Origin of the sequence: Ruminococcus sp. (genome assembly GCF_019417665.1) — a bacterium.
GTDB lineage: Bacteria > Bacillota > Clostridia > Oscillospirales > Ruminococcaceae > Ruminococcus_C.
On the sequence record NZ_DXUU01000042.1, the window covers coordinates 1 to 25,586 of the forward strand.

Sequence of the window (25,586 nt, forward strand, 5' to 3'; positions counted from 1 at the left end):
TTAATGGTTTTGGCCGTATCGGTCGTCTTGCATTCCGTCAGATGTTCGGTGCAGAGGGTTATGAGGTTGTTGCAATCAACGACCTGACAAAGCCTTCTATGCTGGCTCACCTGCTGAAGTATGATACTGCACAGGGCGGTTATGCAGGCCGTATCGGCGAGAACAAGCACACTGTTACCGCTGATGACGAGGCTGGTACTATCACTGTTGACGGCAAGACCCTGAAGATCTATGCTATGGCTAACGCAGCAGAGCTGCCGTGGGGCGAGATCGGTGTTGATGTTGTTCTGGAGTGCACAGGCTTCTATACTTCTAAGGCAAAGGCACAGGCTCATATTGATGCTGGTGCAAAGAAGGTTGTTATTTCTGCTCCGGCTGGTAACGATCTGCCGACTATCGTTTACAACGTAAACCACAACACTCTGACTGCTGATGACAAGATCATCTCCGCAGCATCCTGCACCACAAACTGCCTGGCTCCGATGGCAAAGGCACTGAATGACTATGCTCCGATCCAGAGCGGTATCATGAGCACCATTCATGCTTACACTGGTGACCAGATGATCCTGGACGGTCCGCACAGAAAGGGCGATCTGAGAAGAGCAAGAGCTGGCGCTGCAAACATCGTTCCGAACTCTACTGGTGCTGCTAAGGCAATCGGTCTGGTTATTCCGGAACTGAACGGCAAGCTCATCGGTTCTGCACAGCGTGTACCGGTTCCGACTGGTTCCACCACGATCCTGACTGCTGTTGTAAAGGGCGCAGATGTAACTGTTGACGGCATCAACGCTGCAATGAAGGCTGCTGCTACTGAGTCTTATGGCTACAACGAAGAGCCGATCGTTTCTTCTGACGTTATCGGTATGAAGTATGGCTCTCTGTTCGATGCAACTCAGACCATGGTTTCCAAGATCGCTGACGATCTGTTCGAAGTACAGGTTGTTTCCTGGTATGACAACGAGAACAGCTACACCAGCCAGATGGTTCGCACCATCAAGTATTTCGCAGAGCTGGGCTAAGCGAAATCGGGTTCTCCCAAATGTAACGGACATGCTCCGTAAATAATAAAAAGCGGTATGGCAGATTTGCTGTACCGCTTTTTGTGTTTCTACTGTTTGATGGTTGGGACTGTTGTGTATCGGAAAACGTAGGGGTGGCTAATAGCCGCCCGCAAGTTTTCGTGCTGTTATTTATGGTTTCTTTTTACTGCAATTCTGACAATTGCCGCAGCAGCCACTGCACGGCTCCGAACGATGTCGGAATATATGCCGTACTGCTATTCCCACTGCCACTGCCAGAAGTAACAGGATTACGCCGTCTGTCCATGTCATATCACATCACCCCGAATAGCAATCCCACCAGATGTACTATCGAAGCAGCGATCCATGCAATGACGCATTGCCCGATCACAACGCCTAGCGCCCATTTTCCGCCCAGTTCCCGGCGAATCGAGGCAATTGCCGCAATACATGGCGTATACAATAGGCAGAATATTAGCAGGCATACCGCTGCCAGAGGAGAAAGCACTGCCAGGAGCGTTTCTGTAGAACCGAACAGCACCGACAGCGTGGAAACGACACTTTCTTTGGCAATAAAACCGGAGATGAGCGCTGTGGAAATTCGCCAGTCACCGAATCCAAGGGGGTTGAAAATCGGCGCAATGATCCCGGCAACGGACGCCAACAAGCTATCTTGAGAATCTGCTACCACATTCAGATGATAGTCAAAGGTCTGCAAGAACCAGATCACGATGGTGGCAAGAAAAATAACTGTAAAGGCACGCTGTAAAAAATCCCGTGCCTTGTCCCACAGCAGCTGGAGTACATTCTTTGCGCCCGGCATACGATAATTTGGCAGCTCCATGACGAAGGGGACGGCGTTACCCTTGAATAAGGTCCCTTTCATCAGCGCCGCAGTCAGGATACCCATGAGGATACCGCCGAAATACAGTGCAACCATGACCAGACCGCCGTACTTTGGGAAAAATGCCTTTGTGAAAAAGGCGTAGATAGGCAGCTTTGCAGAGCAACTCATGAAAGGCGTCAGCAGGATCGTCATTTTCCGGTCACGCTCTGAGGGCAGTGTTCGGGTCGCCATAACGCCGGGAACAGTACAGCCGAAACCGATGAGCATGGGCACAATACTTCGCCCAGATAAACCAATTTTACGCAGCAGCTTGTCCATCACAAAGGCAACACGTGCCATATAACCGCTGTCCTCTAACAGTGACAGGAAGAAAAACAGGGTGACGATGGTGGGCAAAAAGCTCAGCACGCTGCCCACGCCGTTAAATATGCCGTCAATAACCAAAGAATGAAGCACACTGTTCACATGCCATCCCATCAGGAGGCCGTCCATCCAATCTGTCAGTGCACCGATGCCCCATTCCAGCAGATCGGAAAGTGCTGCGCCGATGACATTGAACGTCAGGAAGAACACAAGTGCCATAATGACAATAAAGGACGGGATTGCCGTATACTTTCCCGTCAGGATCCGGTCGATCTTTGTACTGCGGACGTGTTCCTTGCTCTCCTGTGGCTTGATGACAGTGGCGTCGCAGATGCTCTGGATGAATTTGAAGCGCATATCTGCAATGGCGGCGGCACGATCCAGACCACGTTCCTCTTCCATCTGGACAATGATATGCTCCAGCAGTTCCTTTTCATTCTGACTCAGCTTCAGCTGTTCCAGGATCAGTGTGTCACCCTCCACCAGCTTTGCCGCTGCAAACCGGATGGGAATGCCGGTTGTTCTGGCGTGATCCTCAATGAGATGCATAATACCGTGGAGACAGCGGTGAACAGCACCGCCGGCATCATCTTCCTTGCAGAAGTCAATGCGCCCTGGATGTTCCTGAAACTGCGCCACGTGGATAGCGTGGTCGATCAGTTCGTCAATCCCCTCGTTTTTTGCAGCTGAAATAGGCACTACGGGAATACCAAGCCTTGCTTCCATTTCATTGACCAGAATAGAACCGCCGTTTTCTCGTACTTCGTCCATCATGTTCAGCGCCAGCACCATGGGAACGTCCAGTTCCATCAGCTGCATGGTCAGGTAGAGATTTCGCTCAATGTTGGTAGCGTCCACAATGTTGATAATACCCTTTGGCTTTTCATCCAGTACAAACTGCCGGGTGACAATCTCCTCGCTGGTATAGGGCGACATGGAATAAATGCCAGGCAGATCAGTCACCAGGGTATTGACATGTTCTCGTATCTTCCCGTCTTTCCGGTCTACGGTGACACCGGGAAAGTTCCCCACATGCTGATTGGAACCGGTAAGCCGGTTGAACAGTGTTGTTTTGCCGCAGTTCTGATTTCCGGCGAGGGCAAAGGTCAGGATCGTCCCTTCCGGCAGAGGCATTTCATCTGCTTTTACGTGATATTTGCCGCCCTCGCCCAGTCCGGGGTGGTCAACCACTTTTTTTCGCACATTGCGGTCACTGGGCATCGCTGCATTGCGGACATCTGCGATGGTGATCTGGGCGGCATCTGCCAGCCGCAGAGTCAGCTCATAGCTGTGGATCCGCAGCTCCATGGGGTCGCCCATAGGTGCTAACTTCACCATGGTGATCTCGCCGCCTGGAATGATTCCCATATCCAGGAAATGCTGCCGCAGCGCACCTTCACCGCCTACGGTAAGTACACGCGCCGTTTTTCCGCACTGTAATTCATTTAACGTCATACCATTCTCCCCCTTTGGATTTTTTCAATGAGGAATTAGGAGCTAGGAATGAGAAATGTATGTATCGCCTGCGGCGATGGATTTTGAATGTGGGTACGTTTATAAAACGCACGCCGCGATTCCTGACTCCACGTCCAAATTCAAAAACTAACACCAGTATAGCACAATTCCCTTTGAAAATCAACGCATCACGACACATATTTTATGTACAAAAAGCCATATTCCGATTTTTTCAATCGGAATATGGCTTTGCCTTTATTCTGTGGAAGCGATCCTGCCGCCGCCGATGACGGTGTCTCCATCGTAGAGTACCACTGCTTGTCCGCAGGTAATGGCACGTTGGGGCGTATCGAATGTCACATGCAGGATACCGTCCTCGGTCTGCCAGGCTGTAGCAGGCTGTGCCGGCTGCCGGTAGCGAATTTTTGCCTGTACCCGGATGGGTTGGGGCAGGGAATCACAAGAGATGAGATTCACATCGGCTGCTGTCAGCGTCTGGCTGAACAACGCTTCGCTACTGCCCAAGGTGACGGTATTTTCTTCCGGACAAATGCGGCAGACATACAGAGGATGTGCCGCAGAGATCCCAAGCCCACGCCGCTGACCGATGGTGTAGTGGATCACGCCCCGGTGTGTGCCGATGGTTTCTCCAGCGGAGTTCAGAAATTTTCCCGGCTGGGGAATTGTTCCCGTATACCGTTCGATGAAAGCGGCATAGTCACCGTCCGGCACAAAACAGATGTCTTGACTGTCAGGCTTGTCGGCGTTGAGAAAACCGTTTTCCTCTGCAATTTCCCGCACCTGCTGCTTGGTCAGTTCGCCCACGGGGAATTGCGTATGCGCCAGTTGCTCCTGAGTCAGGTTATACAGGACATAGCTCTGATCCTTGCTGTGATCCAGTCCTTTTTTGAGCAGATAGCGTTCGGTTGCTTTGTCATAAGCTACTCTTGCATAATGTCCAGTGACAATGGTATCCATCTGCATTTCTTTCATGCGGAGGAACAACTTTTCAAATTTCAGATACCGGTTGCAGTCAATACAGGGGTTGGGTGTCCATCCACGCTGGTATGCGGAGACGAACCGATCCATGACTTCTTTTTCAAAATTGGCAGTGAAGTTGAAAACATAATAAGGCATGTGCAGACTGTATGCCACGCTCCGTGCATCCTCTACGTCATCCAAAGAACAGCAGGTTTTTTCCCGCTTGACGCTTGCCTGATCGTTTTCAAACAGTTTCATAGTCGCACCTACGCAGTCATAGCCCTTTTGCTGCATGAGCAGCGCTGCAACAGAGCTGTCCACGCCGCCGCTCATGGCAATCAATGCTTTTTTCATACGATCCTCCTTGTACAACAGTTATCTTTTATCTCAAATACAAGTATAACGAAGTTCGTGCATATTGTCAAGAGTGTAGTTGTTTTGCATGTATTTGTTCCAAAGTTATTTCTATGTGATGCAGTGAAAATCTGTGGAAAGCCACTTGACGAATCCGGGAAAAAGTAGTACAATAAGAAAAGTAACATATATATTATTGGAGGTTATTGTCATGTCTGAGAAATTTATCGTAGAAACATCTGCGAGACACGTACATCTGACAGCAGAGGCTTTTGCAGTGCTGTTCGGTGAGGGAAAGGAACTGACAGTCAAGAAAATGCTGTCCCAGCCGGGTCAGTTTGCAAGCGAAGAGCGTGTGACCATCGTTGGTCCGAAGAAGGAACTGCCTAACGTTTCTATCCTTGGTCCGTTTCGCAGCGCAAACCAGGTAGAGCTGTCTGCAACTGATGCACGTTCTATCGGTATTGCTGCTCCCATCCGTGAATCCGGCGATGTGGCTGGCTCTGGCGCATGTAAGATCGTTGGTCCGGCAGGCGAACTGGAGATCTCTGAGGGCGTGATCGTGGCAAAGCGTCACATTCACTTTACGCCTGAGGATGCTGCAAAGTTCGGCGTCAAGGATAAGGATGTTGTCTGGGTAAAGGTAGACACTGACGGCAGAAAGGCAATTCTGGGCGATGTGGTTTGCCGTGTTTCTCCGAATTATGCAACTGCAATGCATATTGATACTGACGAGTCCAATGCGATCAGTGCACCGCGTGACCTGATGGGCGAGATCGTTACAGTAGACTAAGGGTCTTTGTGAATCATAACGGCGGCTGCTATGGGGTGTATGCAGATGCTCCGGCAGCTGCCGTTTTTCTGTCAAATGAAAGGAGATATCAAATATGAAGCATTGGAAAAAACTTGCAGCATTGCTGCTTGCCGGTGTTATGAGTGCATCGGTATTTACCGGCTGCGGCAGCCAGAACGGCGGCAGCGGCAGTGCTCAAAAGGAAGAATCCTCCGCAGCAGAGACATCTGCCGAGGATTCTCAGGAAACAGAAGCACCGGAGACAACGGTTGAGACAACCACGGTGCATGTCAGCCCTGTGGAAACCGTTTCCTCCACCCTGGGAACAGAGATCACGGATATCAATGCCATTCTCGACCGGAGCAATGAGGATGCCAACAACTATAAGGCAAAACTCAGCAACTTTATAGAAGAAGGCGATGTGGTACAGTCCTTTACCTTTATTGTGTATGCGGCAGATGGTTCGTCCAATCTGGGGGATTATAAAGGCGGCTACGGTGTTTCTGTTACCAGCGACTGCGCCAGCGCTACGGATGAGGGTTGGTATCAGGCAGCTGACTTTGAGCAATCTCTGAACAGCTCCTATGCGGAGTTCACCTGGAATGTTCCCACAGAGATCCAGTCCTACATTGATCCCAATGGGGAAGTACTGTTTGGTCATTGGTGGAGCAATGTGCAGCAGGTGAAACTGTCCAGTATTGTTTGTACGTACACCCGTACCAAAGAAGTGCCAGTGGATGGTACCAATTCTGTTAGCCCGGCGGCAACGCTGAACTATAACGATGAAGCAACTAAAACAGCAAAGGTTTCCCTTTCTGACTTGATCGGTGAGGAAGATACACTCCAGACCGTAACCTTCGATATTAGCAGCAGCGGTTCTCTGGGAAAATTCACCGGTGCATTCGGTGTATCCGTGGATGAAAATGCAGACTGTGCCACGGATAAGGGCTGGTATCAAAGTCAGAATGTCTGCGTCTTTACAGATGCGTCCAGTCTGTCTCTGACCTGGATCGTGCCGGACGATGTGAAAGAAAGCATCGACAATGGCGGCGATATTATGCTGGGCTTCTGGTGGAGCGATCAGGCAAGCATTACGCTGAACAATGTCAGTGTACGCTACAGCAACAGCACAGGTACAACAACCCAGACAAAGCCGAAAACCGATGCCATAGAAGCTTCTGGCAATGCAGTGCCGTCTGTCTCCGGGGAAGTGCCCACCAGCGAAGAAGTCAACGCTATGACTTCGGCACAGATCGTAGAAAATATCAAGGTGGGCTGGAATCTGGGTAATACCCTGGACAGCTATAACACCAATTCCAGCGATACGGAGACCGGCTGGGGCAATCCAAAGACCACAAAGGCGATGTTTGAAGCAGTGCAGGATGCGGGTTTCAATGCAGTGCGGATTCCTGTGACCTGGGGCGAGCATATGTCTGCCGACGGTACCATTGAAGCGGACTGGATGGCTCGTGTCAAGGAAGTTGTAGATTATGCCTATGACTGCGGTCTGTATGTCATTTTGAATGTACACCATGATGATTCTCTTTGGCTCACGCCTACAAACGATAAGCTGGAAAGCGACAAGGTTGTGCTGACGAATATCTGGAAGCAGATCTGTGCAGAGTTCCAGGACTACGACCACCGCCTGATTTTCGAAGGTATGAACGAACCTCGTGTGGTTGGTTCTGCGGAAGAGTGGACCGGCGGCACCCAGGAATCCTACAATGTTATCAATCAGCTGTTCCAGGCATTTGTAGACACTGTCCGGGCATCCGGCGGTGCAAATACAGACCGTACTGTTATTGTGACAACTTATGCCCAGTCTGTGGAAAAAAATGCCGTCAGCGGATTAAAAGTACCTGATGATGACCATATCATCGTTTCTCTGCACATTTATGCACCGTGGAAATTCTGTGGTCCGGAGGATGCTCGTGCAGACTGGGGCTCCGATGCAGACAAATCCGAGCTGGATACAACTTTCCAGTACCTAAACGACACCTTTGTCAGCAAGGGAATTCCAGTGATCATTGACGAGTGCGGTGCGGTCAACAAAAACGAAAACACCTCTGCTCGTGCTGCGTGGTACGGCTATTATATCAGCGCAGCTAAGAAGCATGGCATCAAGTGTTTCCTTTGGGACAACGGTGAAAAAGCAGATGGCTTTGCGCTTCTTGATCGGAAAAACTGTACTTGGTATTATCCAGAGATCATTCAAGCAATCATGAATGCAGCTTCTTGATTTTCGTAAAAATACACAAAAATAATTTTAAACATATGTGAAAAACGTAGAATTTCGCTAATCGGCAGAAAAATCATGCTGGAAACGTGCAAAATTTCGTAAAGTATGTTATAATGGAAGAAAGCAATTTTTGAACTAAGAATGGAGGCATTTTAGATGAGTCATCGAATCATTACAATTGAAAGAGAATATGCAAGCGGCGGCCGTGAGATCGGCGAACTGGTGGCGCAGCGCTTGGGGATTCCGTGTTATAATCGGGAGATCCTGAAAATGGCGTCGGAGCGCTGCAACGTTTCTATGGAATACCTGGAGACAGCGGAAGAAGCTGCACCGAAGAGTTTTTTGTACACGCTGATGTTGACTTCCAGCCCCACACGTACCATTGAGGAAAACTTGCCCCTGTCGGATAAGGTCTACATCATTGAAACGAATATTATCCGGGAACTGGCAGAAAAGGGCGATTGTGTCATTGTAGGACGCTGTGCAAGTTATATTCTGCGTGATCTGGAGAATCTGTTCAACGTGTTTATCTATGCGGATACAAAGTCTCGTTCAGAACGTGCTGTAAAGGAATATCAGGTTGAGCCGCGCCGGGTGGAGGCAATGCTCCGTAAGACTGACAAGCGGCGTGAGACATTTTATAGCATCAACACAGGCGGCAATTGGTACGACAAGGACAATTATCATCTGTGCCTGAACAGCGGTGTTCTGGGATTGGAGTTGTGTGCAGAACTGATTGTGGAGACGGCGAAGAAAACAATTTATCAGCCGTGAACGATTTTGTCATGTAATATTTGAAGCAACACTGCTTTCAGCTTGCAGTAAATTGTTTCTGAACAGTTAGACGAAATTATAATGATAAAGGCAAATTTATGCGAAGCGGCTAAGAGAGATCTTGGTCGCTTTTGTTTTCTTCTGAATTGGAGGACATAACAATGAAAAAATTATTGGCTTTTCTTGTATCATGTACCTGTGCCATTTGTGCAGTGCCGCAGGTGTCGGCATATGCAGATGAACCAAACCTGAACGGTTGGCTGATGTGGCACAGTTATACGGATTATTTTGCATTGGACAGCAGGCTGTACGTCCGTGATCCTGACGGAGAGATCACAGAATTCACCGGAGATTTTAAACACGCTATGAATGGTGATTTCGGTAATTCTCCGGAAGATGTTGTTTTTATGGCGATTGATAACGATATGGACGAATGGGATATTTACCTCAGTAAATCAGGCGTTATCACAAATCTGACCGAAAACAGCGGTTTCCGCAATGAAGATCCGAAATTTTCTCCCGATGGTAAAACCATCACATTTAAAAGAGGCTTTTGGAGCAGTCAGGAAAATGATTTTGTGTATAACCTTGCCATATTTGATTTGGAAAGCGGAGAAATTACAATTCTGACCGATGATATTTACGAAGAAGCCATGCCTTACTTTTCAAGCGATGGAAAGTACATATACTATACCGATTACACAAATAATCCCGGATCGATACGCCGATTGAAGCTGGAGGATAACAGCACAGAAACGGTTTACGCAGAGCCTGAAGTATGTGCCTATTATCCCATTATAATGGGACAGGCTGTATACTTTGCAAAATGGTATTCCACCGAAAATCACACAGATATGATCCTTTGTCTTGAGGATGGAGAATATACTGAAATGCCGTTTAATTCTCCGGATTACAACTGTTCTGACCCTTGTCCGATTGACGAAAATGAGATGATCTACAGTGGTTCGCAAAGCGGCAATTACGACTTATATTATTTTGATGGGGAGATCTCCCAGCCGATAGCCGGTATCAATACAGACTGGAATGAGTTGGGCGCAGCATTTTTCTCATGTGAGGAAAAAACTGTTTTAGGTGATGTCAACGCAGACGGTCAGTTTTCAATTGCGGACGTTGTATTGATGCAGCGATGGCTTTTGGCAGTTCCAGATACAGAGCTTGCAGACTGGCAGGCAGGTGATCTTTTTGCGGATGGCAAACTGAATGCCTTTGACCTTTGTGCGATGAGGAAAGCTCTGGTGCAATCATCTGTCCAGAATTCTTCAGACAACTGAACTGGCTCTTATGCGATTGGTCAGGAAGTTTTTCAAAAAATAGTTGACAATCCACTTGAAATTTGCTATACTATAAAAAACATTATTTGCAGCGCTGAACGGAGTGACTGTGGCTTTTGCCGTACAGAGAGGGCGTGTCTGGTGAAAACGTCTCGGCAGGGTACAGGTGCTGCCCGGGAGCTGTTCCGGGAAACCGGAACGTATGTCCTGCGTTAAAGGATATCGAGGGGAACGCATGGCGTTCCCGAATTTGGGTGGTAACACGAAGGCCTTCGTCCCATTTGGCGGCGAGGGTCTTTTTTGTTGGTTAGGAGTGAATAAAATGCTTCCCATGGATTGTCATACCCACACAAAAATATCCCCCGATGGTACCGGAACGGTGCAGCAGCTCTGTGACCGGGCGGCGGAGCTTGGACTGCCTGTCCTTGCCGTGACAGAGCATGTGGAAATGAACCGCTTCTTTTCTCAGGCACATTACGGTATCCAGCCCCGGAACGAGTGGGAAGTATTCAGCCACGCCGCCGTGCTGGAACAGTCTCTGGAGACTCTCACGGCAGCAAAGGAACAGGCGGTCCAGCAAGGCGTTACATTTCTCTGCGGCATGGAAATGGGTCAGCCCAATGCTGATTTCGGACTGTCCGAAAGTGTTGTAAAGGATGTGCGGCTGGATTTTGTCATTGCATCTCTCCACGAACTGTTGGAGCAGCCGGACTTTTTCTGTCTGGACTATAGGCAGGAATCTATCCTGGCGCTGCTGGAGGATTATTTTTCTCAGCTGTATGACATTTGCCGCTGGGGAAAATTTGATGTGCTGGGACATCTGACTTATCCGCTGCGTTATATCGAAGGAGAAGCCGGCATTCCCGTGGAACTGTCACCCTATGAGGAGCAGATCCGTGCCTGTTTCCGGGCACTTATTGCCAATGGCTGCGGCATTGAACTGAATGCCTCCGGATTCCGCCAAAAGTACGGCAAGCCCTTTCCTACGCTGGAATATTTACAGATGTACCGGGAATTAGGCGGCGAAATCCTCACCTTCGGCTCTGATGCCCATTGTGCAGAAGACCTGGGGAAGGGTATTGCGGATGGTGTACAGTTGGCAAAGGCGGCAGGGTTCACAAATGCCTGTTATTTTGTGAAGCGGAAACCAGTGTTTCTGACAATATAATTTTTTATGAAAGGAAGAGACGATTATGAGAGAACAACTGATCGCATTATTGCAGCAGAACGCCCGCACTTCTGATGCGGAGCTTGCCGTTATGCTCGGCGTGACCGAGGCGGAGGTGACTGCCGAGATCCAGAAGCTGGAGGCAGAAGGTGTGATCAAGGGCTATAGTGCCATTGTTAATGATGAGATTGCTAACAAGGATATGGTAACCGCTATCATTGAACTGCGTGTTACCCCTCAGCGTGACTGCGGCTATGAGGAGATTGCCCATACTATTATGCAGTATGACGAGGTGGAGAGCATAGCCCTTATGGCAGGGGCGTATGACTTGTCTGTGACTGTTAAGGGGATGAACGTAAAGGAAGTTTCCATGTTTGTTTCCCAGCGTCTGGCACCTCTTGCAGGCGTGCTGTCTACAGCGACTTATTTTGTCCTGAAAAAATACAAGGAAAAGGGTATTATCATTGAGGGTGAAGAAAAAGACGAGCGTGGATATTATTTCCCGTGAGATGAATGCGGAAAGGGGAGAGAAATCGTGTTGAACTATGACACGCTTCTTTCAGATGAGGTAAAGAAGATGAAGCCATCCGGTATCCGGAAGTTTTTCGACCTTGCGGCAACCATGGACGGCGTGATCAGCCTGGGCGTAGGTGAACCGGATTTCCAGACGCCGTGGACAGTACGCAAGGCTGCTGTGGACAGCTTGGAACGAAAGCGGATGGTATATACTGCTAACTCTGGTATGGCAGAACTGCGTCAGGAGATCAGCAATTATATTCAGCGGAAATATGACATCAGCTATCACCCGGAGGATGAGGTCATCGTGACTGTAGGCGGCTCTGAGGCAATTGACCTTGCCATCCGTGCTGTGGTGAATCCAGGGGATGAAGTGCTGGTGGTGGAGCCGTCTTTTGTCTGCTATAAGCCTATTGTGGAACTGATGCATGGCGTAGCAGTGCCTATTTCTACCAAGCTGGAGAATAAATTCAAGCTAACGGCACAGGAACTGCGGGAGCATATCACAGACCGCACCAAACTGCTCATTCTGCCTTATCCCAACAATCCCACCGGCGGTATTATGACCCGGGAAGATCTGGAGGCAATTGCGGAGGTGCTCCGGGATACAAATATTTTGGTGCTGTCCGATGAAATTTACTCGGAGTTGACCTATGGCAGAAAGCATGTTTCTATTGCTTCGCTGGAAGGAATGCAGGAGCGAACCATTTATGTCAGCGGATTTTCCAAGGCATTTGCCATGACAGGCTGGCGGCTGGGTTATGTCTGCGCCCCGAAGCCTCTGGCACAGCAGATGCTGAAAATTCACCAGTATGCCATTATGAGTGCACCTACTTTGAGCCAACATGCGGCAATTGTGGCTCTCCGGGAGTGCGACCAGGAAGTACAGAAAATGGTGGACGAATATAACATGCGTCGTCGGATGCTGGTGGATGGCTTTAATCGAATTGGGCTGACCTGCTTTGATCCAGAGGGTGCTTTTTACATTTTCCCATGTATCCGCAGCACTGGCATGACGAGTGAGGAATTCTGTGAAGCTCTTTTGCAAGAAGAAAAAGTTGCTGTTGTGCCGGGCAATGCTTTCGGGGACAGTGGCGAGGGCTTTGTACGTGTATCCTATGCCTATTCTTTGAAGCATTTGCAGGAAGCGCTTCGCCGGATGGAGCGTTTTGTCAAGCGCCATAAAGGAGCCGAGGCATGAAGTCGGTGACAAGAATTGCTCCTGCAAAGATCAATCTGGGGCTGGATATCGTGGGTACTCGTGCAGATGGATATCATCTACTGGAAACGGTTTTTCAGGCAGTTTCCATCTGCGATCGGGTGACAGTGACGCTGACAGATGCGCAGGGTATTACACTCCGCTGTGCTGACCCGGCGGTGCCCTGCGATGAAAAAAATATCGCATGGAAAGCGGCGGCGAAATTCTGTGAAGCTGCCGGGCTTAACCAGAGTGTGGAAATTGCACTGGAAAAGCATATTCCTATGCAGGCAGGCATGGGCGGCGGCAGTACAGATGGGGCTGCGGTTCTGCTGGCATTGCAGGAACTGATGGGGAATCCCCTTTCTCAGGAGCAGCTCTGCCAGATCGCCGTGAAACTGGGCGCAGATGTCCCCTTTTTCTTGTACGGCGGTACGGCATATGCAGCCGGTATTGGCGAGGAACTGGAGCAATTGCCGCCTTTTGCGGGAAAGCATCTGGTTATTGCAAAGGGAACTGCCGGCGTGTCTACGGTGGAGGCTTATCGGGAGATCGACAGCCTGCAAAAACCGAAGCATCCTCCAGTGCAGCAGCTGCGAAAAGCCCTGAAACAGGGGGCAGATACAGCGGAAATTGCATCACTCTGCGGCAATTTGTTTGAGGATGCAGTGCATCTGCCGGAGGTGGCGGAGATACGGCGTATTATGCTGGAACAGGGCACACTTTGCAGCGTAATGACCGGCAGCGGTGCGGCGGTGTTTGGATTATTCAACGAGCAGGAGACGGCGGAACAGGCGTGTGAGATTTTGAAAAAGCATGTGGATTTTGCTGAAGTCTGCGAAACATTATAAAGAAAAAGGCGAACACTTTCCCGGATGCAGGGAATTGTGTTCGCCTTTTGGTTTATTCAGCGTAAGGTTTTGTTCGTTTTCGCATGACCACATACAACAGGAAGAACAGCAATGCCGCCAGTGGCAGGATCTTGATGCTGACAGCAAATCCCAGTTGTTCCACCAGCGTTCCGAATCCGGCATTGAATGCGATGTCAAAGAGGGTTGCCACTGCTGTGATGAATCCCACAGCAATGCCATTTTGCGCTCTGGGGTAGTATGTACCGATAATTAGCACAATGGTCGGCCACAGAATGGAGAATGCCAATCCTGACAGCAGCAGGGGAATGATACCTGCACGCTCCAGCAGAATACCTACAAGATACAGCACTGCGCCAATGCCGGCAAAAATGGCAATACTCCGTGCCGGGTTCAGTTTCTGTACCAGAGACGCAAAGAGTAACCGCCCGATGGTAATGCCGCCGAAGAAAATGGACAGGTATAGGGCAGCACGTTCCCGGGTGTATCCCAGATATTCGCTGCCGTAGGTGACCATCCAGTTTTGCAGCCCGTGTTCTGCCACGTAGTAAAAACCGCAGATGCAGATGAGATACTTGCACGCTGGATTTTTCAGAATATTCTTGTAGGATTCCAGTGTCCCCCGGATACCCTTGTTTTCGGGGACTTCCTGTTTTGGGAAAGGAATACGCCACAGGAAAAACAATCCCACAATGCCCAGCGCTAGGAGCACCAGGTTGAAAATATGCCACGCCTGCATATCCGAAGCCACTTTTCCACCGATGTTTTGGGCGGAGAATATGCCGATGCCGTTGGTGAAATTGAATATGTTGATGTAAAATGCCGGTGTTGCAAAGAGCAGCGGTGTGACCACATTGAGGGAAGTGGACAGCATGGTGGATGCCCCCAGACTGAATATCATGCAGATGAGCAGTACAGAGTAGTTTTCCGTGAGAATATAACAGAGGACCGCTGCCATCCACAGGAGGGTCACAGTAAAGAGAAAGCGCTTTTTGGACATGCGATCCAGAAAATAGCCGCCGATAAATAGGAACAGCAAGTTACCCACATAGCTGCACATGATGATCATGGAGGATTGGGTCTTGGTCAGGGTGAACGTGTCCTCAAACAGGGGGAGGAATACGCCCCGCAGTCCATCGCTGGCACCCAGGACGATCATCATGAGGATGTAGTAGGCAAGGATGAAGCATCTGTTTTGCTGTTTCGGGGCAGATAGGGGGTTGGGCATAGGGAAAACTCCTTTTTATACATAATTATGAATCGGATTCATAGAAACCTTCCGGAAATCCATGGCATAGAATAAATCAGGGGCGATACCATGAAAGAACACCTGCAACGGCTGTTATGCGTGAAAAGCATTGTCACACTGATATTGACCCTGATCTTTTCCGTACTGTCCCTGAAGGGTATCATCAGCGGCGAGCAGTTTGCCACCATATTTACTACTGTCATATCCTTTTATTTCGGCACGCAGCACGAACGCATGGTTAATAAATCCGAATCCGAAAAAACAGAATGACTCAAAAAATCGCCCTGCGCCGAAAACGGACAGAACGATTTTGTTCTATTCAAACGTGAAGATCAGTCCAGGATCATAGCACTGAAAGCAGTGTCCAGGGAATCCTTCTTTGCTTCAGCAGCCTCGTTGGTGTCTGCCTTTGTGGTGTAGTAAGCCTTGATCTTCGGCTCTGTACCGGAGGGACGGATGACAACCTTTGCACCCTCTTCCAGTGTGAATGCCAGAACATTGGACTTCGGCAGAGTGATTTCAGAAGTCTCACCGGTCTCCAGATTCTTGGAAACGCTGACCTGATAGTCATCAAATTGCAATACCTTCAGACCGTCAATTTCTGTCGGATGTTCACTGCGCAGCTTTGTCATGATCTCCTGCATTTTGATCATGCCGCTTTCGCCCTCGAAGGTGAAGCTGTGCTGGCTGTGTACATATACGCCGTATTTCTCATACATATTTTTCCGGGCTTCAATCATAGAAATGCCCTTGGTACGGTAATATGCAGCCATTTCGCAGATGAGCATAGAAGCCACAACTGCATCCTTATCCCGGACATAGGAGCCAGCCAGATAGCCATAACTCTCCTCGAAACCGAAGATATAGCGGTCTTCCTCGCCCTTTTCCTCCAGGAAACCGATCTGCTCGCCGATGAACTTGAAGCCTGTCAGTACGTCGATGACCTCAACGCCGTATGCCTTTGCAATGGCATTGACAATATCGGTGGTAACGATGGTCTTGACTGCAATGGGGTTCTTGGGCATAGTACCCTTTTCAGTTCTCTGAGAACAGATGTATTCCAGCAGCATAGCACCTACTTCATTACCGGTGAACAGGGCGTAATCGTCTCCATCAGGTACGGCAATACCCACACGGTCTGCATCCGGGTCAGTTGCCAGAAGCAGATCTGGCTTCACCTCACGGCAGAGTTTCAGACCGCATTCCAGTGCCTCACGGATCTCCGGGTTCGGGTAGGGACAGGTGGTGAAGTTACCGTCCGGATTTTCCTGTTCCGGTACAACAGTAACATCCTGAATGCCGATAGCAGAGAGAATATGACGTACCGGTTTGTTACCCGTACCGTTCAGTGGTGTGTACACGATCTTCAGACCGCTTTTTGCACAAAGCTCTGGATTCAGGCTCTGCTTGAGCACATCTGCATAGTATGCGTCAATGACCGACTGGGGTGTATAAGAAATCGTTCCCTCAGCGACCGCCTGGTCAAAGTCCACATGCTTTACATCTTGAAACATATCTAAAGCGTTGATCTGTGCCAGAACAGCGTCAGCTGCTTCAATGGTCATTTGGCAGCCATCACTGCCGTAAGCCTTGTAGCCGTTGTACTTTGCTGGGTTGTGGCTTGCGGTTACCATAATACCTGCGCTGCACTTCTGTGCACGAACAGCATAGGACAGCATAGGTGTAGGCATGAGTTCTGTATAAATATAAACATGAATTCCGTTGGCAGCAAGTACCTCCGCAGCAGCTTTTGCGAATACATCTGACTTGATACGGCTGTCATAGGAAATGGCAACGCTGGGATTTTCGAAAGCGGAGTTCACATAGTTCGCAAGACCCTGGGTCGCACGGCGAACAGTATAGATATTCATCCGGTAAGTACCGGCGCCGATGACACCGCGCAGACCGCCGGTGCCGAATTCCAGGTCACGATAGAAACGATCGCTGATGGCAGCATCATCTCCAGCAATCTCCTTTAATTCTTTCTGCAAATCCGCATCCTCTGTTGCGCATTCCAGCCACTGCCGATACAATTCCTTTTCCGTCATCATGATACCTCCATCATACAATAATACTGATTCATGGAAAAATGACTGCGGCGCAGTTCGCCGCTTTTGATCCAATGGGATAAGTTGAATCAATAATAACAATATTATACCACAGGTTCTGGAAAGATGCAACGATTTTTTTGCCCTCATTCGTGAATTTTTTCGCAACTCATACTCGAAAACGAAAACGGCGATCGAGTGACCCCTACATTTGTACCAAATTCGTTCAGCTATGGAAAAAGCGGTGGGAGCAAGCTCCCACCCTACGCTTTTGACGTACTTCATTGCAATTATGTCAAACTATATTGAGATACAGCGAAGGGATAACATCCGTCCCTGCATTCAAACTCACGCCATCTCATACTCCGCATCTTTCAGCAGCGCTGCCGCCTGACGGACACCCCAGCCCCGGTTGTCTGCCGTGTCGGAGATGTCATCTCTGGGATTGGCGCCGACCTCTGCATAGAGCTGGTTCACGCCGGCGAGGAGCGTCATGGGTGTGACTTCGTGTGCGTTCATGGAACGTCCGGGCTGGGTGAAAAGACGTGTCACAGCGGCAATCTTGGTCAGCTCCATAGCACTGATCATGCCCTTTGCCGCAAGGGGTGTTCCCGGTACGGGAATGCGGCGCATCACCGCCATGGCTTCCACCTGATAGGAACGTGCACGTTCCATTTCGTCAATCAGTTCATCATAGGCATGTTCCGGTCCGATGGGTTCTACGCAATAGTACAGCTCCAGCCCGGCATCCCGGATGGCGTTGAGGGTAGCGATGCGCTGTTCCGGGGCAATGTCCGTATCCTTGCCCTCGCCCAGACGGCAGATATGATACGCACCAGTGAATCCTGCCTGTTTCAGTGTCCTTGCAGTTTCCAAGTTCATGTCGCCGATGTTGGAGACCAGACGGACGCTGTCCGGCAGAATGCTGCGGATGGCTTCACCGATCCTGAGAAATTCCGGAACAGGATAGTTTGCAGTGGTCATCAGAAACAAATCGTGAGTGCCGGCTTCCACCAGCTGCCGTGCCGTTTCTTTCAGTTCCCCGATATCCGCCATGGTTTTCTGGAATTCTCCGTTCATGACATAATTGCTCTCTGCCATGCTGCAAAATTTGCAGTTCATGGGGCAAGGGGTGGCGTTCAGACCGATCTGGGAAAAAATATACGCCTTGTTGTGATACTGTCGGCGGCTCATGGCATTGGCGGTATCCAGAAGCTGATAAAAGGCGTGGCTGCCATTGGGAATGGCAAGGAGCATCCTGGCATCCTCCCGGGTCAGTACCTTTCCGGAAACCGCTTTTTTCAGAATCGTTTCAATCATGGGGATCACCTCATCTTTGGATTCGGACATTGTCTGTTATCAGAGTTTGTCTAATTTCTATTATAAGGAAAACACCGCCGGGCGTAAAGTGTCAATTCTGAATTATCTTGTCGTGACAATTCCATTGTAGGGGCGAACTGTGTTCGCCCACATGCCCTTTCCGCCACAATTGATGAATATGTACGAAAAACAACAACGGGGCTGTTGTAGACAGTCAAAATCCGAAAGAACAACGGTGCGATTTGGGCATCGCACCCTACAAATTGCATGACTTTTTGTAGGGGTCGATGCCCAAATCGACCCGTTAACCAGGATTTTACTGTCCTTGCAACAGTTCCCCTACATTTATACCGAATTTGCGTGATTATGGGGAATATGGCGAGCGGATGATATCCGCCCCTACAATTCTGGTTGTCAAAAAATTCAGCCCCCTCACGCCTCCCCAAAAGGAAACAACAGCTCCAGCCACTGTTCCGGTGTTATAGCGCCGAAATAGGCGGACAGGTCTGTGGAACGGGACAGTTCATCCATGGCATCCGGGTCGTATTTCTGTCCCAGCAGCAGCTGTTCCAGCCCGGTGATCTCCTGTTTCCCGATGAAATCCCCGGAAATGCGGCAGCCCCGAATGATGCCGGAACGGATCTCCAGATCCACCTGGATCTCACCTATGGGAAAACGCTTTGTGGAAGTGAAATTCATCCTGGGATTTCGCCCGTAGTTCCAGTCCCAGGTGCTGAATTTTTCGGTTGTAATGCGCTGTATCTGTGCCTCATCTGCTGTTCCGGGACAGGCAGAAAAGGAGGCTGTGAGGAATGCTGACAGTTCCGCCAGAAACCGGGCAATATCCCAGTTTGGGGGCAGATAGGGCTTGATGGAGCCCACACGGCTTCGCACAGAAGGGATTCCTTTGGATTCCAGCTTCTGAGTCGAGACGTAAAGCAGTTCTTCCATGCGCTGTGCATCGGCTTCGAACAGCAGCGTTCCGTGGAACAGTTCTCTGCCGTTCCGGGAAAGGGCAGCGCAGCCGGAAATTTTTCGCTGTTCTGCCAGAATATCGTTCCGTCCAGAGCAGACTGCCGGCACACCGTGAGTCTGTAAAAAGGTGAGGATGCACTGGAGAAATGCCTCCGGCGAAACCGTTCCCTCTGTGTAACACAGGGAAAAATTCACATTTCCCAGGTCATGATAGACAGCACCGCCGCCGGTGTTCCGCCGGACAATTCTGGTGTGATACCGGGCTGCGGCAGGCAGGTTCACTTCTGTGTACACATTCTGATTCCTGCCGAGAATCACGCTGTTGTCATTCTGCCACAGGAGAATGCAGTTTTCCTGTCTATCCAGAAGGGATTCCTCCAATGCCAGATTGTATACCGGGTCGGTGTGATGGGAGTGTATCAGGATCATATCTTTTTCTCTGCACGTGCGGCAGCCTCCGAAAATAGTTCCAGTAGGGTGGGATGGGGGAATGCCATGCGAGACAGTTCCCTGACGGTGGTATGCTGCTGTAGGAGCATCTGCGCCGTGCCTATGAGCAAGGCGGCTTGCCGGGACAGGATGTGAACCGCCGTGATCTCTCCGGTATCCGGGGCATAGCATAGCTTCAGGACAGAGGAACTTTCCCCGGCGATCTGTCCAGCCGGCAGTTCCGGAAAAGATACGCTGACCGATCTGTCTCTCTGCCGGGCAGTTCCTGCCCATGCCAGATTGGGGGTGGTGTAGATGCAGTGGGCAGTCACCCGGTACGGCGTGGTTTCCCCGAAGAGAAAGTCCGTGACGGCATATGCTTGCTGGGTTGCCTCCGCAGCTTCATGGCTCCGTCCTATGCAGTCGCCGATGGCGAAGATGCGAGGACAGATTGTCCTGTAATGTTCATCCAGAACCAGTGCTCCGTCCCGGCACAGCAGTGCCTGCGCACCATCCGGCAGAACAGGCACTCTGCCGCAGCAGGGCATCACATCCCGGTATACCGGTGTATCGCAGCCCAGATGGAAAGCGATGCCCTGTTCCTCCAGCAGTGTCCGCAGACGTGCAGCCAGACCAGGGTCTGCCCCCGGAAGAATCTCTTCCCGCTGTTCCGCAACAGCCGCATAGATTCCCATCTGGTGCAGGATCACGGCAAACTCCACGCCCACTGCACCGGCACCCAGAATACACACGTGATCCGGCAGGGATGCCGTGTCTTGGAGGAACGCCAGGGGATCCAGAAACCGATAGCGGTTGTTTCCGGGCAGGACAGGCTGCCGTGGTGCAGAACCAGTGGCAAGGATCAGCTGGTCATAGGGGATACGTTCCGTACCCAGCAGCAATTCCCCGGATGGGGTCAGGGATGCCCTGCCCTGTTTCAGTGTCACGCCGCTTTTTTTCAGCCGGTACTGCATCCCGGCTTCTATCTGTTGTTCCATGGCGGAAAAGGCAGCTCCGGTCTGACCTGCTTTTGTCCGATCAGGCTTTTCCTGGAGGAATAATTTCGTGGGAATACATCCCCGGTGGAGACATGTGCCGCCCAGTTCGTCAGAAATGAGTACCGTCTCTGCACCGTAAGCTGCGGCAGACAGCGCAGCCGTATATCCGCCCGGACCGCCGCCCAGTATGACGATCTTCATATGCAGTCACCTCCGTGTTCCAATTTGCAGAAATAACAAAGTCAGAGAACCCGGAATAACGAATTCTCTGACATGTGCTTTTCTTTTGTATTACTTATCGGTTCAGTTTGCCATAAGCTTCCTTGACCGATGCCACTAGTTCTTCCTTGCTGGGGATAATGGAGATATACTTCTGCTCACCGCTGATGCACATGGTAGGCAGGTTGGCAACGCCCATTTTCTTGGTGCGTGCAATGTCTTCCTTCCGGTTATACTGATAGATCACATACTCCGCCATATCCTGGATGGCTTCAAAGTTATCCACAACAGCGGCAACCATGTAGGTGCAGGCAGCGCACTGTTCCGGATCTAGGGTAAACAGCTCGATGAGCACCTTGTCCCGGTTCACATAGTCGGGGATCTCGATGGAGTGCAGATTGTCCTCCACAGCGGTGTAATTCTTCACCATTTCCCGAACTTCCTCAGGGTTCTTCGCCGTCTGTGCCACCGCAATGGTATTCTCAATGGGACAGTCATAGGGCATGTCGCAGCCCGGGCTGAGGATGAAATTCTGGCTGTGGTCGATGCTGTCGATGAGGTCAACCACGCACTTCATGTTATCCTGCTGTGTGCCAAAGAGCATGGTGGTGGTCAGGGGAATATTGCCGCCCAGGAGGATGTTGTATTCATCGGTGGTTTTCTTGGCATTTGCCAGATTGACGTTTTCGTCCACGTGGATGGAATCCGGGTGGGTGTCACACATAACGCCGATCTGCTTTGTGGCATTGCCGCAGACGAAGAAGGCAGAGAACTTGCCACGTTCCCGGATGTGGTCGAATACCTTGGTGAAGTGTGTGCCCATCAGCTTCGCAAAGAACTTGGGGGAAACCTGGCTTACCAGCGGGTCAACTACGGCAATGACATCCATGCCGGCATCAATGTAATAGTCTGCCATCTGGATGGCAACCTTGGTGCAGAATGTCATGAGCTCCTCCACCAGCTGCTTGTTGTTGAACATGTCCATAAAGAAGTCAGAACCTCTCAGGTGAGAAGCCAGCGTCAGAGGACCGCAGAGCAGACCGTACAGGGCTGTATCATCTACGGATGCCTTGACACGCTTCATGGTGTTCAGCACCATGGGGATGCGTCCTTCCGTTGCCTTGGGGATCTGGTCGTCCGAGGGAATGTGTCCGTCCTCACAGGGGTGAGAGGTAACAGACGGGGGATTGAACTCTGCCCACAGCAGATCGCAGCCTAGGATCTCTGCCTCCAGCTGCAAATCGAACATAATGGGCATACCGTCCGGCATGTAGAGCTTGTGTACTTCCATGAGGGAATCATACAGCTTGTCCTCATCGGTCAGAAGCTCCTTTGCGCTGTAGCCTTTCAGCTTTCCGGCGTGGACGCCGGCGAAAGGTACCCACGGGATCTTATCTAGTTTTTCATGTCGCAGTGCCTGAAAGATCAATTCTTTTCCCATTTTGATACAGCCTCCAAATTCATTTTTCGCAGCAGTCGTGTGCGCTGTAAGGCGGTCCTGCTGCGCATTCGGATTGATTTCCTTTTCTCATTATGCACCAGAAAATCTGTTCTGTAAAGGGACAATTCCGCCGTTTTTTTTAGGACAATCTGAGCCTTGACATTCCCCATGCACCGTGCTATAATGAATTTGCAGATCGATGAAATAGATAAAGTCTCATAGGGGATCATATCTGTTATTTTCATATGTCTGCATTTGATTATAAAGTATATCATGGCGATACAGAGATAAGAAAAGGATGCTGTATTTCCCGACACTTCCGGAAAAAGGAGCAGATTGTTATGGCGACAACGCATAAGATCGAACTGAAAGAAGAAGTATTTGACCAACTGCTGGAGATGTGCATATCTCTGTTCCGTTCCGGGCAGAAAAAGGATGTCATCGCCATGATGGAGATGATGATGGATCACCCGGAGGTGCCTGTGCACTATCCTTACCATCACTTCATTCTGCCGGCAGCACTGTTGACTGCTGCTGCAATGGAGACCGGGGAAAAGGATGAGGAAACACTCCGGGAGGAGCTGTGGACAGCACGGAAACGTGCCAGACAGGTGCCGGGAGGATTCTGCGGATTCTGCGGCGCCTGCGGTGCCGGTATCGGTGCAGGCATTTTCCTGAGCGTTTATACGGAATCAACGCCCATGTCCGTGGAGACGTGGCAGTGGTGCAACGAACTCACTGGCATCTGCCTGAAAGCCGTTTCCACCGTTGCAGGACCCCGCTGCTGTAAGCGCACCTGCTTTTTGTCTGTACAGGCAGCTGTGCCGTATCTGGAACAGCGGCTGGGATTGCATCTGTCCATGCCGGCGGAGATCATCTGTAAATACAAGGACCATAACCCCACCTGCAAAAAGAACGCATGTCCGTTCTATACTGCCGAATAAAGGAGTGTGAGCCGCCATGAGAGTACCCATCGTTGTGCCGGATCAGGCGATGCCCAAAAAGGATCCGGACGCTGTCAACCTTTGTCCGTGTATGACAAAGCCGGTGAAGCTGCACTACAAGATCTGCACCATGACATGGCGCAAGGAAGTGGGAGAGCCTGTCACAGCCGGCGAGGTAGTCTGTGAGGGCGAAGTGGAAAAGAAAGCCCTGGAATTCACCGCCCCCTGTGACGGCTTGCTGGCGGAACAGTGCATCGGGGATGATGACGAGTTCACCGCTGGCATCACTCTGGGCTATATCGAAACAGAGGAGGAAGCGTAAGATGGAACAGAATATCCAGCTCTATCTGGTCTCCGGCTTTTTAGGCTCTGGAAAAACCACGTTCCTGCGGAATATTCTCATGCAGAGCGCTGGGATACGTGTGGGCGTCATCGTGAACGAATTCGGCAGCATCGGCATTGATGGAAAGGTACTGCAAAAGGACGGCTTGAAAATGGTGGAGATCAACAACGGCTCTATCTTCTGTGCCTGCCTGAAAGATGGCTTTGTCAAGACGCTGGTGGCATTTCTGGAACAGCCTGTGGACGTGCTCCTCATTGAGGCATCCGGCATGGCAGATCCTTCCAGCATGGAGCATCTGCTGGAACAGATGGAGTTCCTGGCTTCGAAAAAGGTGCAGACAAAGCGCCGCTATGACTATCGGGGTGCCGTCTGTCTCATTGATGCCGGACGCTTTTTGGATTTCTGCGATCTCTTCACACCCACCCAAAATCAGGTCATGAAGAGCATGTTCCACGTGGTGAACAAGACAGATGAGGTATCTCCCCAGGTTCTGGAGGAAGTACACGAAAAGCTGAAAGAGCTGAACCCGGCAGCGTATCGTTATGATACCACATATGGGGAAGTACCACTTGCACTGATGCAGACCATGGTGACACCGGAAACCTATGGCGGTGAAAGCAGCAATACTGCCTGGAATCGTCCCGAGACATACATTCTGGAGATGCAGGGGACCTATCCTATGGCTGCCATGGAGCAATTCTGCAGGGCACTCAGCGGTCAGGTGCTGCGCTGTAAGGGATTCTTCATGACACCCGGAGGCATGGAAGTGCATGTGGATAATGTGGGCACAGATGTGGTTCTGAAAGAAGTACCAGAGCTTGTGCCCCTGACGGAGAAGATAAAAAAGCTGGTTCTCATCGGAAAGGATGCACAGCTCTACCAGGATGCCGTGCAGAAAGCATGGGAGGAAGCTTTCGGCGGCGCAGAACTGCTCTATTATGACGATTGAATTATGAATCAGACTCTGGAGGTGTGTGACAATGACAACGACCTGTTCCTGTACGGGGAAAAATATGGATCGTCTGCTCCAGCCGGCGATCCTCATGATCCTGTGCGATCACGACATGCACGGATTCCTACTGCTCCAGCATCTGAGCGAATCCCCTATGTTCACCGGGACATATCCTGACCCCACGGGGCTGTACCGCTATCTGAAAAAGATGGAGCAGAACGGACTGTTGACATCCCGGAAACAAGAACAGGAGGGTGCACCGTCCAAGACGGTTTATCATATCACCGAGGAGGGCAGGCACTGCCTGAAACAATGGGAAGAGACTCTGGCGGACTACGAACAGCGTCTTCATGACTTTCTGGAGTGTATCCGGGAGAAACTCTGACATGATACCTATAAATGAGCAAAGGTCGTAAATGCTTTTATTTGCAAAGGGTTTCATACTGTAGGAGCTTTGAAGACGAATCGTATTCTATATCCATACGGCACAAAAATGAATGTCCATGAATTTGCCCGAAAACTGATAGAAACAAAGTGCGGGGAACTCTTTTACCTTGTGACCGTACAAATGCAGCTCTTTCGGACGAAGAAATTCTGGATTTGAATGTTGTGCGATGGGAAATTGAAGTATATTTCCGTGACTGTAAGACAAAGCTTGCCATTGACAAGTATCAAATTCAATCTTGCTTGTCGCCTTCTTGTGCAATTCAGCCAAAAAGCCTGTAAAAACCTGCAAACTATTCGACTTGACAATTGTGAAGAGGTGTGATATAATAATAAAGCTGTCGCACGAGAGCGAA

At 50.2% G+C, this 25,586-nt stretch carries 24 protein-coding genes; 14 read left to right on the forward strand and 10 right to left on the reverse strand.

The features are described from left to right. A partial coding sequence (gap, locus tag QZ375_RS10585; protein ID WP_295218839.1) for a type I glyceraldehyde-3-phosphate dehydrogenase occupies nt 1-1,019 on the forward strand: 1,019 nt, incomplete at its 5' end. A 171-nt stretch (nt 1,020-1,190) separates the two neighbouring features. Here the strand turns inward: gap and QZ375_RS10590 are convergent. The 3 genes from QZ375_RS10590 to mnmA all read right to left on the reverse strand — a co-directional run bounded on the left by QZ375_RS10590 (nt 1,191) and on the right by mnmA (nt 5,019). Continuing rightward, nucleotides 1,191-1,331 (reverse strand): FeoB-associated Cys-rich membrane protein, encoded by a 141-nt coding sequence (locus QZ375_RS10590; RefSeq protein ID WP_295218843.1) that lies wholly within the window; start codon nt 1,329-1,331, stop codon nt 1,191-1,193. Nucleotide 1,332: 1 nt separating this feature from the next. Next, nucleotides 1,333-3,684 carry a ferrous iron transport protein B gene (gene feoB, locus QZ375_RS10595; RefSeq protein ID WP_295218846.1) on the reverse strand — a complete coding sequence of 784 codons (2,352 nt, stop codon included), beginning with the start codon at nt 3,682-3,684 and terminating at the stop codon, nt 1,333-1,335. Between the two features lie 255 nt (nt 3,685-3,939). After that, nucleotides 3,940-5,019 (reverse strand): tRNA 2-thiouridine(34) synthase MnmA, encoded by a 1,080-nt coding sequence (gene mnmA / locus QZ375_RS10600; RefSeq protein ID WP_295218849.1) that lies wholly within the window; start codon nt 5,017-5,019, stop codon nt 3,940-3,942. Between the two features lie 211 nt (nt 5,020-5,230). Between mnmA and pduL the strand changes: the two genes are divergently transcribed. From pduL to ispE, 8 genes are all read left to right on the forward strand, one after another. After that, nucleotides 5,231-5,812, forward strand: a complete 582-nt coding sequence (pduL, locus tag QZ375_RS10605) for a phosphate propanoyltransferase (RefSeq protein WP_295218851.1) — start codon at nt 5,231-5,233, stop codon at nt 5,810-5,812. A gap of 94 nt (nt 5,813-5,906) precedes the next feature. Beyond that, on the forward strand, nt 5,907-8,051 hold the full coding sequence (locus tag QZ375_RS10610; RefSeq protein ID WP_295218854.1) for a cellulase family glycosylhydrolase: 2,145 nt from the start codon (nt 5,907-5,909) through the stop codon (nt 8,049-8,051). Nucleotides 8,052-8,207: 156 nt separating this feature from the next. After that, the gene (locus QZ375_RS10615) at nt 8,208-8,825 is read left to right on the forward strand and encodes a cytidylate kinase-like family protein (RefSeq protein WP_295218856.1); all 618 of its coding nucleotides are present in this window, start codon (nt 8,208-8,210) and stop codon (nt 8,823-8,825) included. A 161-nt stretch (nt 8,826-8,986) separates the two neighbouring features. Beyond that, a complete protein-coding gene (locus tag QZ375_RS10620; protein WP_295218858.1) occupies nt 8,987-10,117 on the forward strand; it encodes a dockerin type I domain-containing protein in 1,131 nt (376 codons plus the stop codon). Nucleotides 10,118-10,439: 322 nt separating this feature from the next. Next, nucleotides 10,440-11,285, forward strand: a complete 846-nt coding sequence (locus tag QZ375_RS10625; protein ID WP_295218861.1) for a histidinol-phosphatase HisJ family protein — start codon at nt 10,440-10,442, stop codon at nt 11,283-11,285. A 25-nt stretch (nt 11,286-11,310) separates the two neighbouring features. Next, entirely contained in the window at nt 11,311-11,793 is a 483-nt protein-coding gene (locus QZ375_RS10630; RefSeq protein WP_295218864.1) for an Lrp/AsnC family transcriptional regulator, read from the forward strand. 30 nt (nt 11,794-11,823) lie between these two features. Next, nucleotides 11,824-13,002 carry an aminotransferase class I/II-fold pyridoxal phosphate-dependent enzyme gene (locus QZ375_RS10635; protein ID WP_365728899.1) on the forward strand — a complete coding sequence of 393 codons (1,179 nt, stop codon included), beginning with the start codon at nt 11,824-11,826 and terminating at the stop codon, nt 13,000-13,002. Then, complete coding sequence (ispE, locus tag QZ375_RS10640; protein WP_295218869.1) at nt 12,999-13,850, forward strand: 4-(cytidine 5'-diphospho)-2-C-methyl-D-erythritol kinase; 852 nt, start codon at nt 12,999-13,001, stop codon at nt 13,848-13,850. Before QZ375_RS10635 ends, ispE begins: the two co-directional genes overlap by 4 nt. Nucleotides 13,851-13,902: 52 nt before the next feature. Here ispE and QZ375_RS10645 read toward each other — a convergent pair whose 3' ends face one another. After that, the gene (locus QZ375_RS10645; RefSeq protein WP_295218872.1) at nt 13,903-15,096 is read right to left on the reverse strand and encodes an MFS transporter; all 1,194 of its coding nucleotides are present in this window, start codon (nt 15,094-15,096) and stop codon (nt 13,903-13,905) included. 90 nt (nt 15,097-15,186) lie between these two features. On the opposite strand from QZ375_RS10645, the gene QZ375_RS10650 reads away from it, so the two are divergent. Further along, nucleotides 15,187-15,387 (forward strand): hypothetical protein, encoded by a 201-nt coding sequence (locus QZ375_RS10650; protein ID WP_295218875.1) that lies wholly within the window; start codon nt 15,187-15,189, stop codon nt 15,385-15,387. A 62-nt stretch (nt 15,388-15,449) separates the two neighbouring features. On the opposite strand, the gene QZ375_RS10655 is transcribed toward QZ375_RS10650, so the two are convergent. The 5 genes from QZ375_RS10655 to QZ375_RS10675 form a co-directional block, all read right to left on the reverse strand. Beyond that, nucleotides 15,450-17,165 carry a phospho-sugar mutase gene (locus QZ375_RS10655; protein ID WP_295218904.1) on the reverse strand — a complete coding sequence of 572 codons (1,716 nt, stop codon included), beginning with the start codon at nt 17,163-17,165 and terminating at the stop codon, nt 15,450-15,452. 348 nt (nt 17,166-17,513) lie between these two features. Next, entirely contained in the window at nt 17,514-18,485 is a 972-nt protein-coding gene (locus QZ375_RS10660; protein ID WP_295218878.1) for a radical SAM protein, read from the reverse strand. Nucleotides 18,486-18,917: 432 nt separating this feature from the next. Continuing rightward, nucleotides 18,918-19,889, reverse strand: a complete 972-nt coding sequence (locus QZ375_RS10665) for a lipoate--protein ligase (RefSeq protein WP_295218879.1) — start codon at nt 19,887-19,889, stop codon at nt 18,918-18,920. Continuing rightward, nucleotides 19,886-21,088: an NAD(P)/FAD-dependent oxidoreductase gene (locus tag QZ375_RS10670; RefSeq protein WP_295218882.1), complete on the reverse strand. Its 1,203-nt coding sequence runs from the start codon at nt 21,086-21,088 to the stop codon at nt 19,886-19,888. Before QZ375_RS10670 ends, QZ375_RS10665 begins: the two co-directional genes overlap by 4 nt. 94 nt (nt 21,089-21,182) lie before the next feature. Then, nucleotides 21,183-22,547 (reverse strand): uroporphyrinogen decarboxylase family protein, encoded by a 1,365-nt coding sequence (locus QZ375_RS10675; protein ID WP_295218885.1) that lies wholly within the window; start codon nt 22,545-22,547, stop codon nt 21,183-21,185. Between the two features lie 341 nt (nt 22,548-22,888). On the opposite strand from QZ375_RS10675, the gene QZ375_RS10680 reads away from it, so the two are divergent. Genes QZ375_RS10680 through QZ375_RS10695 form a run of 4 tightly spaced genes read left to right on the forward strand, consistent with a single transcriptional unit; the run spans nt 22,889 to nt 25,171 of the window. Further along, on the forward strand, nt 22,889-23,491 hold the full coding sequence (locus QZ375_RS10680; protein WP_295218888.1) for a DUF5714 domain-containing protein: 603 nt from the start codon (nt 22,889-22,891) through the stop codon (nt 23,489-23,491). A gap of 16 nt (nt 23,492-23,507) precedes the next feature. Further along, the gene (locus QZ375_RS10685) at nt 23,508-23,813 is read left to right on the forward strand and encodes a biotin/lipoyl-containing protein (RefSeq protein WP_295218892.1); all 306 of its coding nucleotides are present in this window, start codon (nt 23,508-23,510) and stop codon (nt 23,811-23,813) included. A gap of 1 nt (nt 23,814) precedes the next feature. Further along, nucleotides 23,815-24,783, forward strand: a complete 969-nt coding sequence (locus QZ375_RS10690; protein ID WP_295218895.1) for a GTP-binding protein — start codon at nt 23,815-23,817, stop codon at nt 24,781-24,783. A 31-nt stretch (nt 24,784-24,814) separates the two neighbouring features. After that, nucleotides 24,815-25,171: a PadR family transcriptional regulator gene (locus tag QZ375_RS10695; RefSeq protein ID WP_295218898.1), complete on the forward strand. Its 357-nt coding sequence runs from the start codon at nt 24,815-24,817 to the stop codon at nt 25,169-25,171. A gap of 87 nt (nt 25,172-25,258) precedes the next feature. Here the strand turns inward: QZ375_RS10695 and QZ375_RS10700 are convergent. After that, nucleotides 25,259-25,586: hypothetical protein (locus QZ375_RS10700; protein ID WP_295218901.1), on the reverse strand; the 328-nt coding region annotated here is incomplete at its 5' end.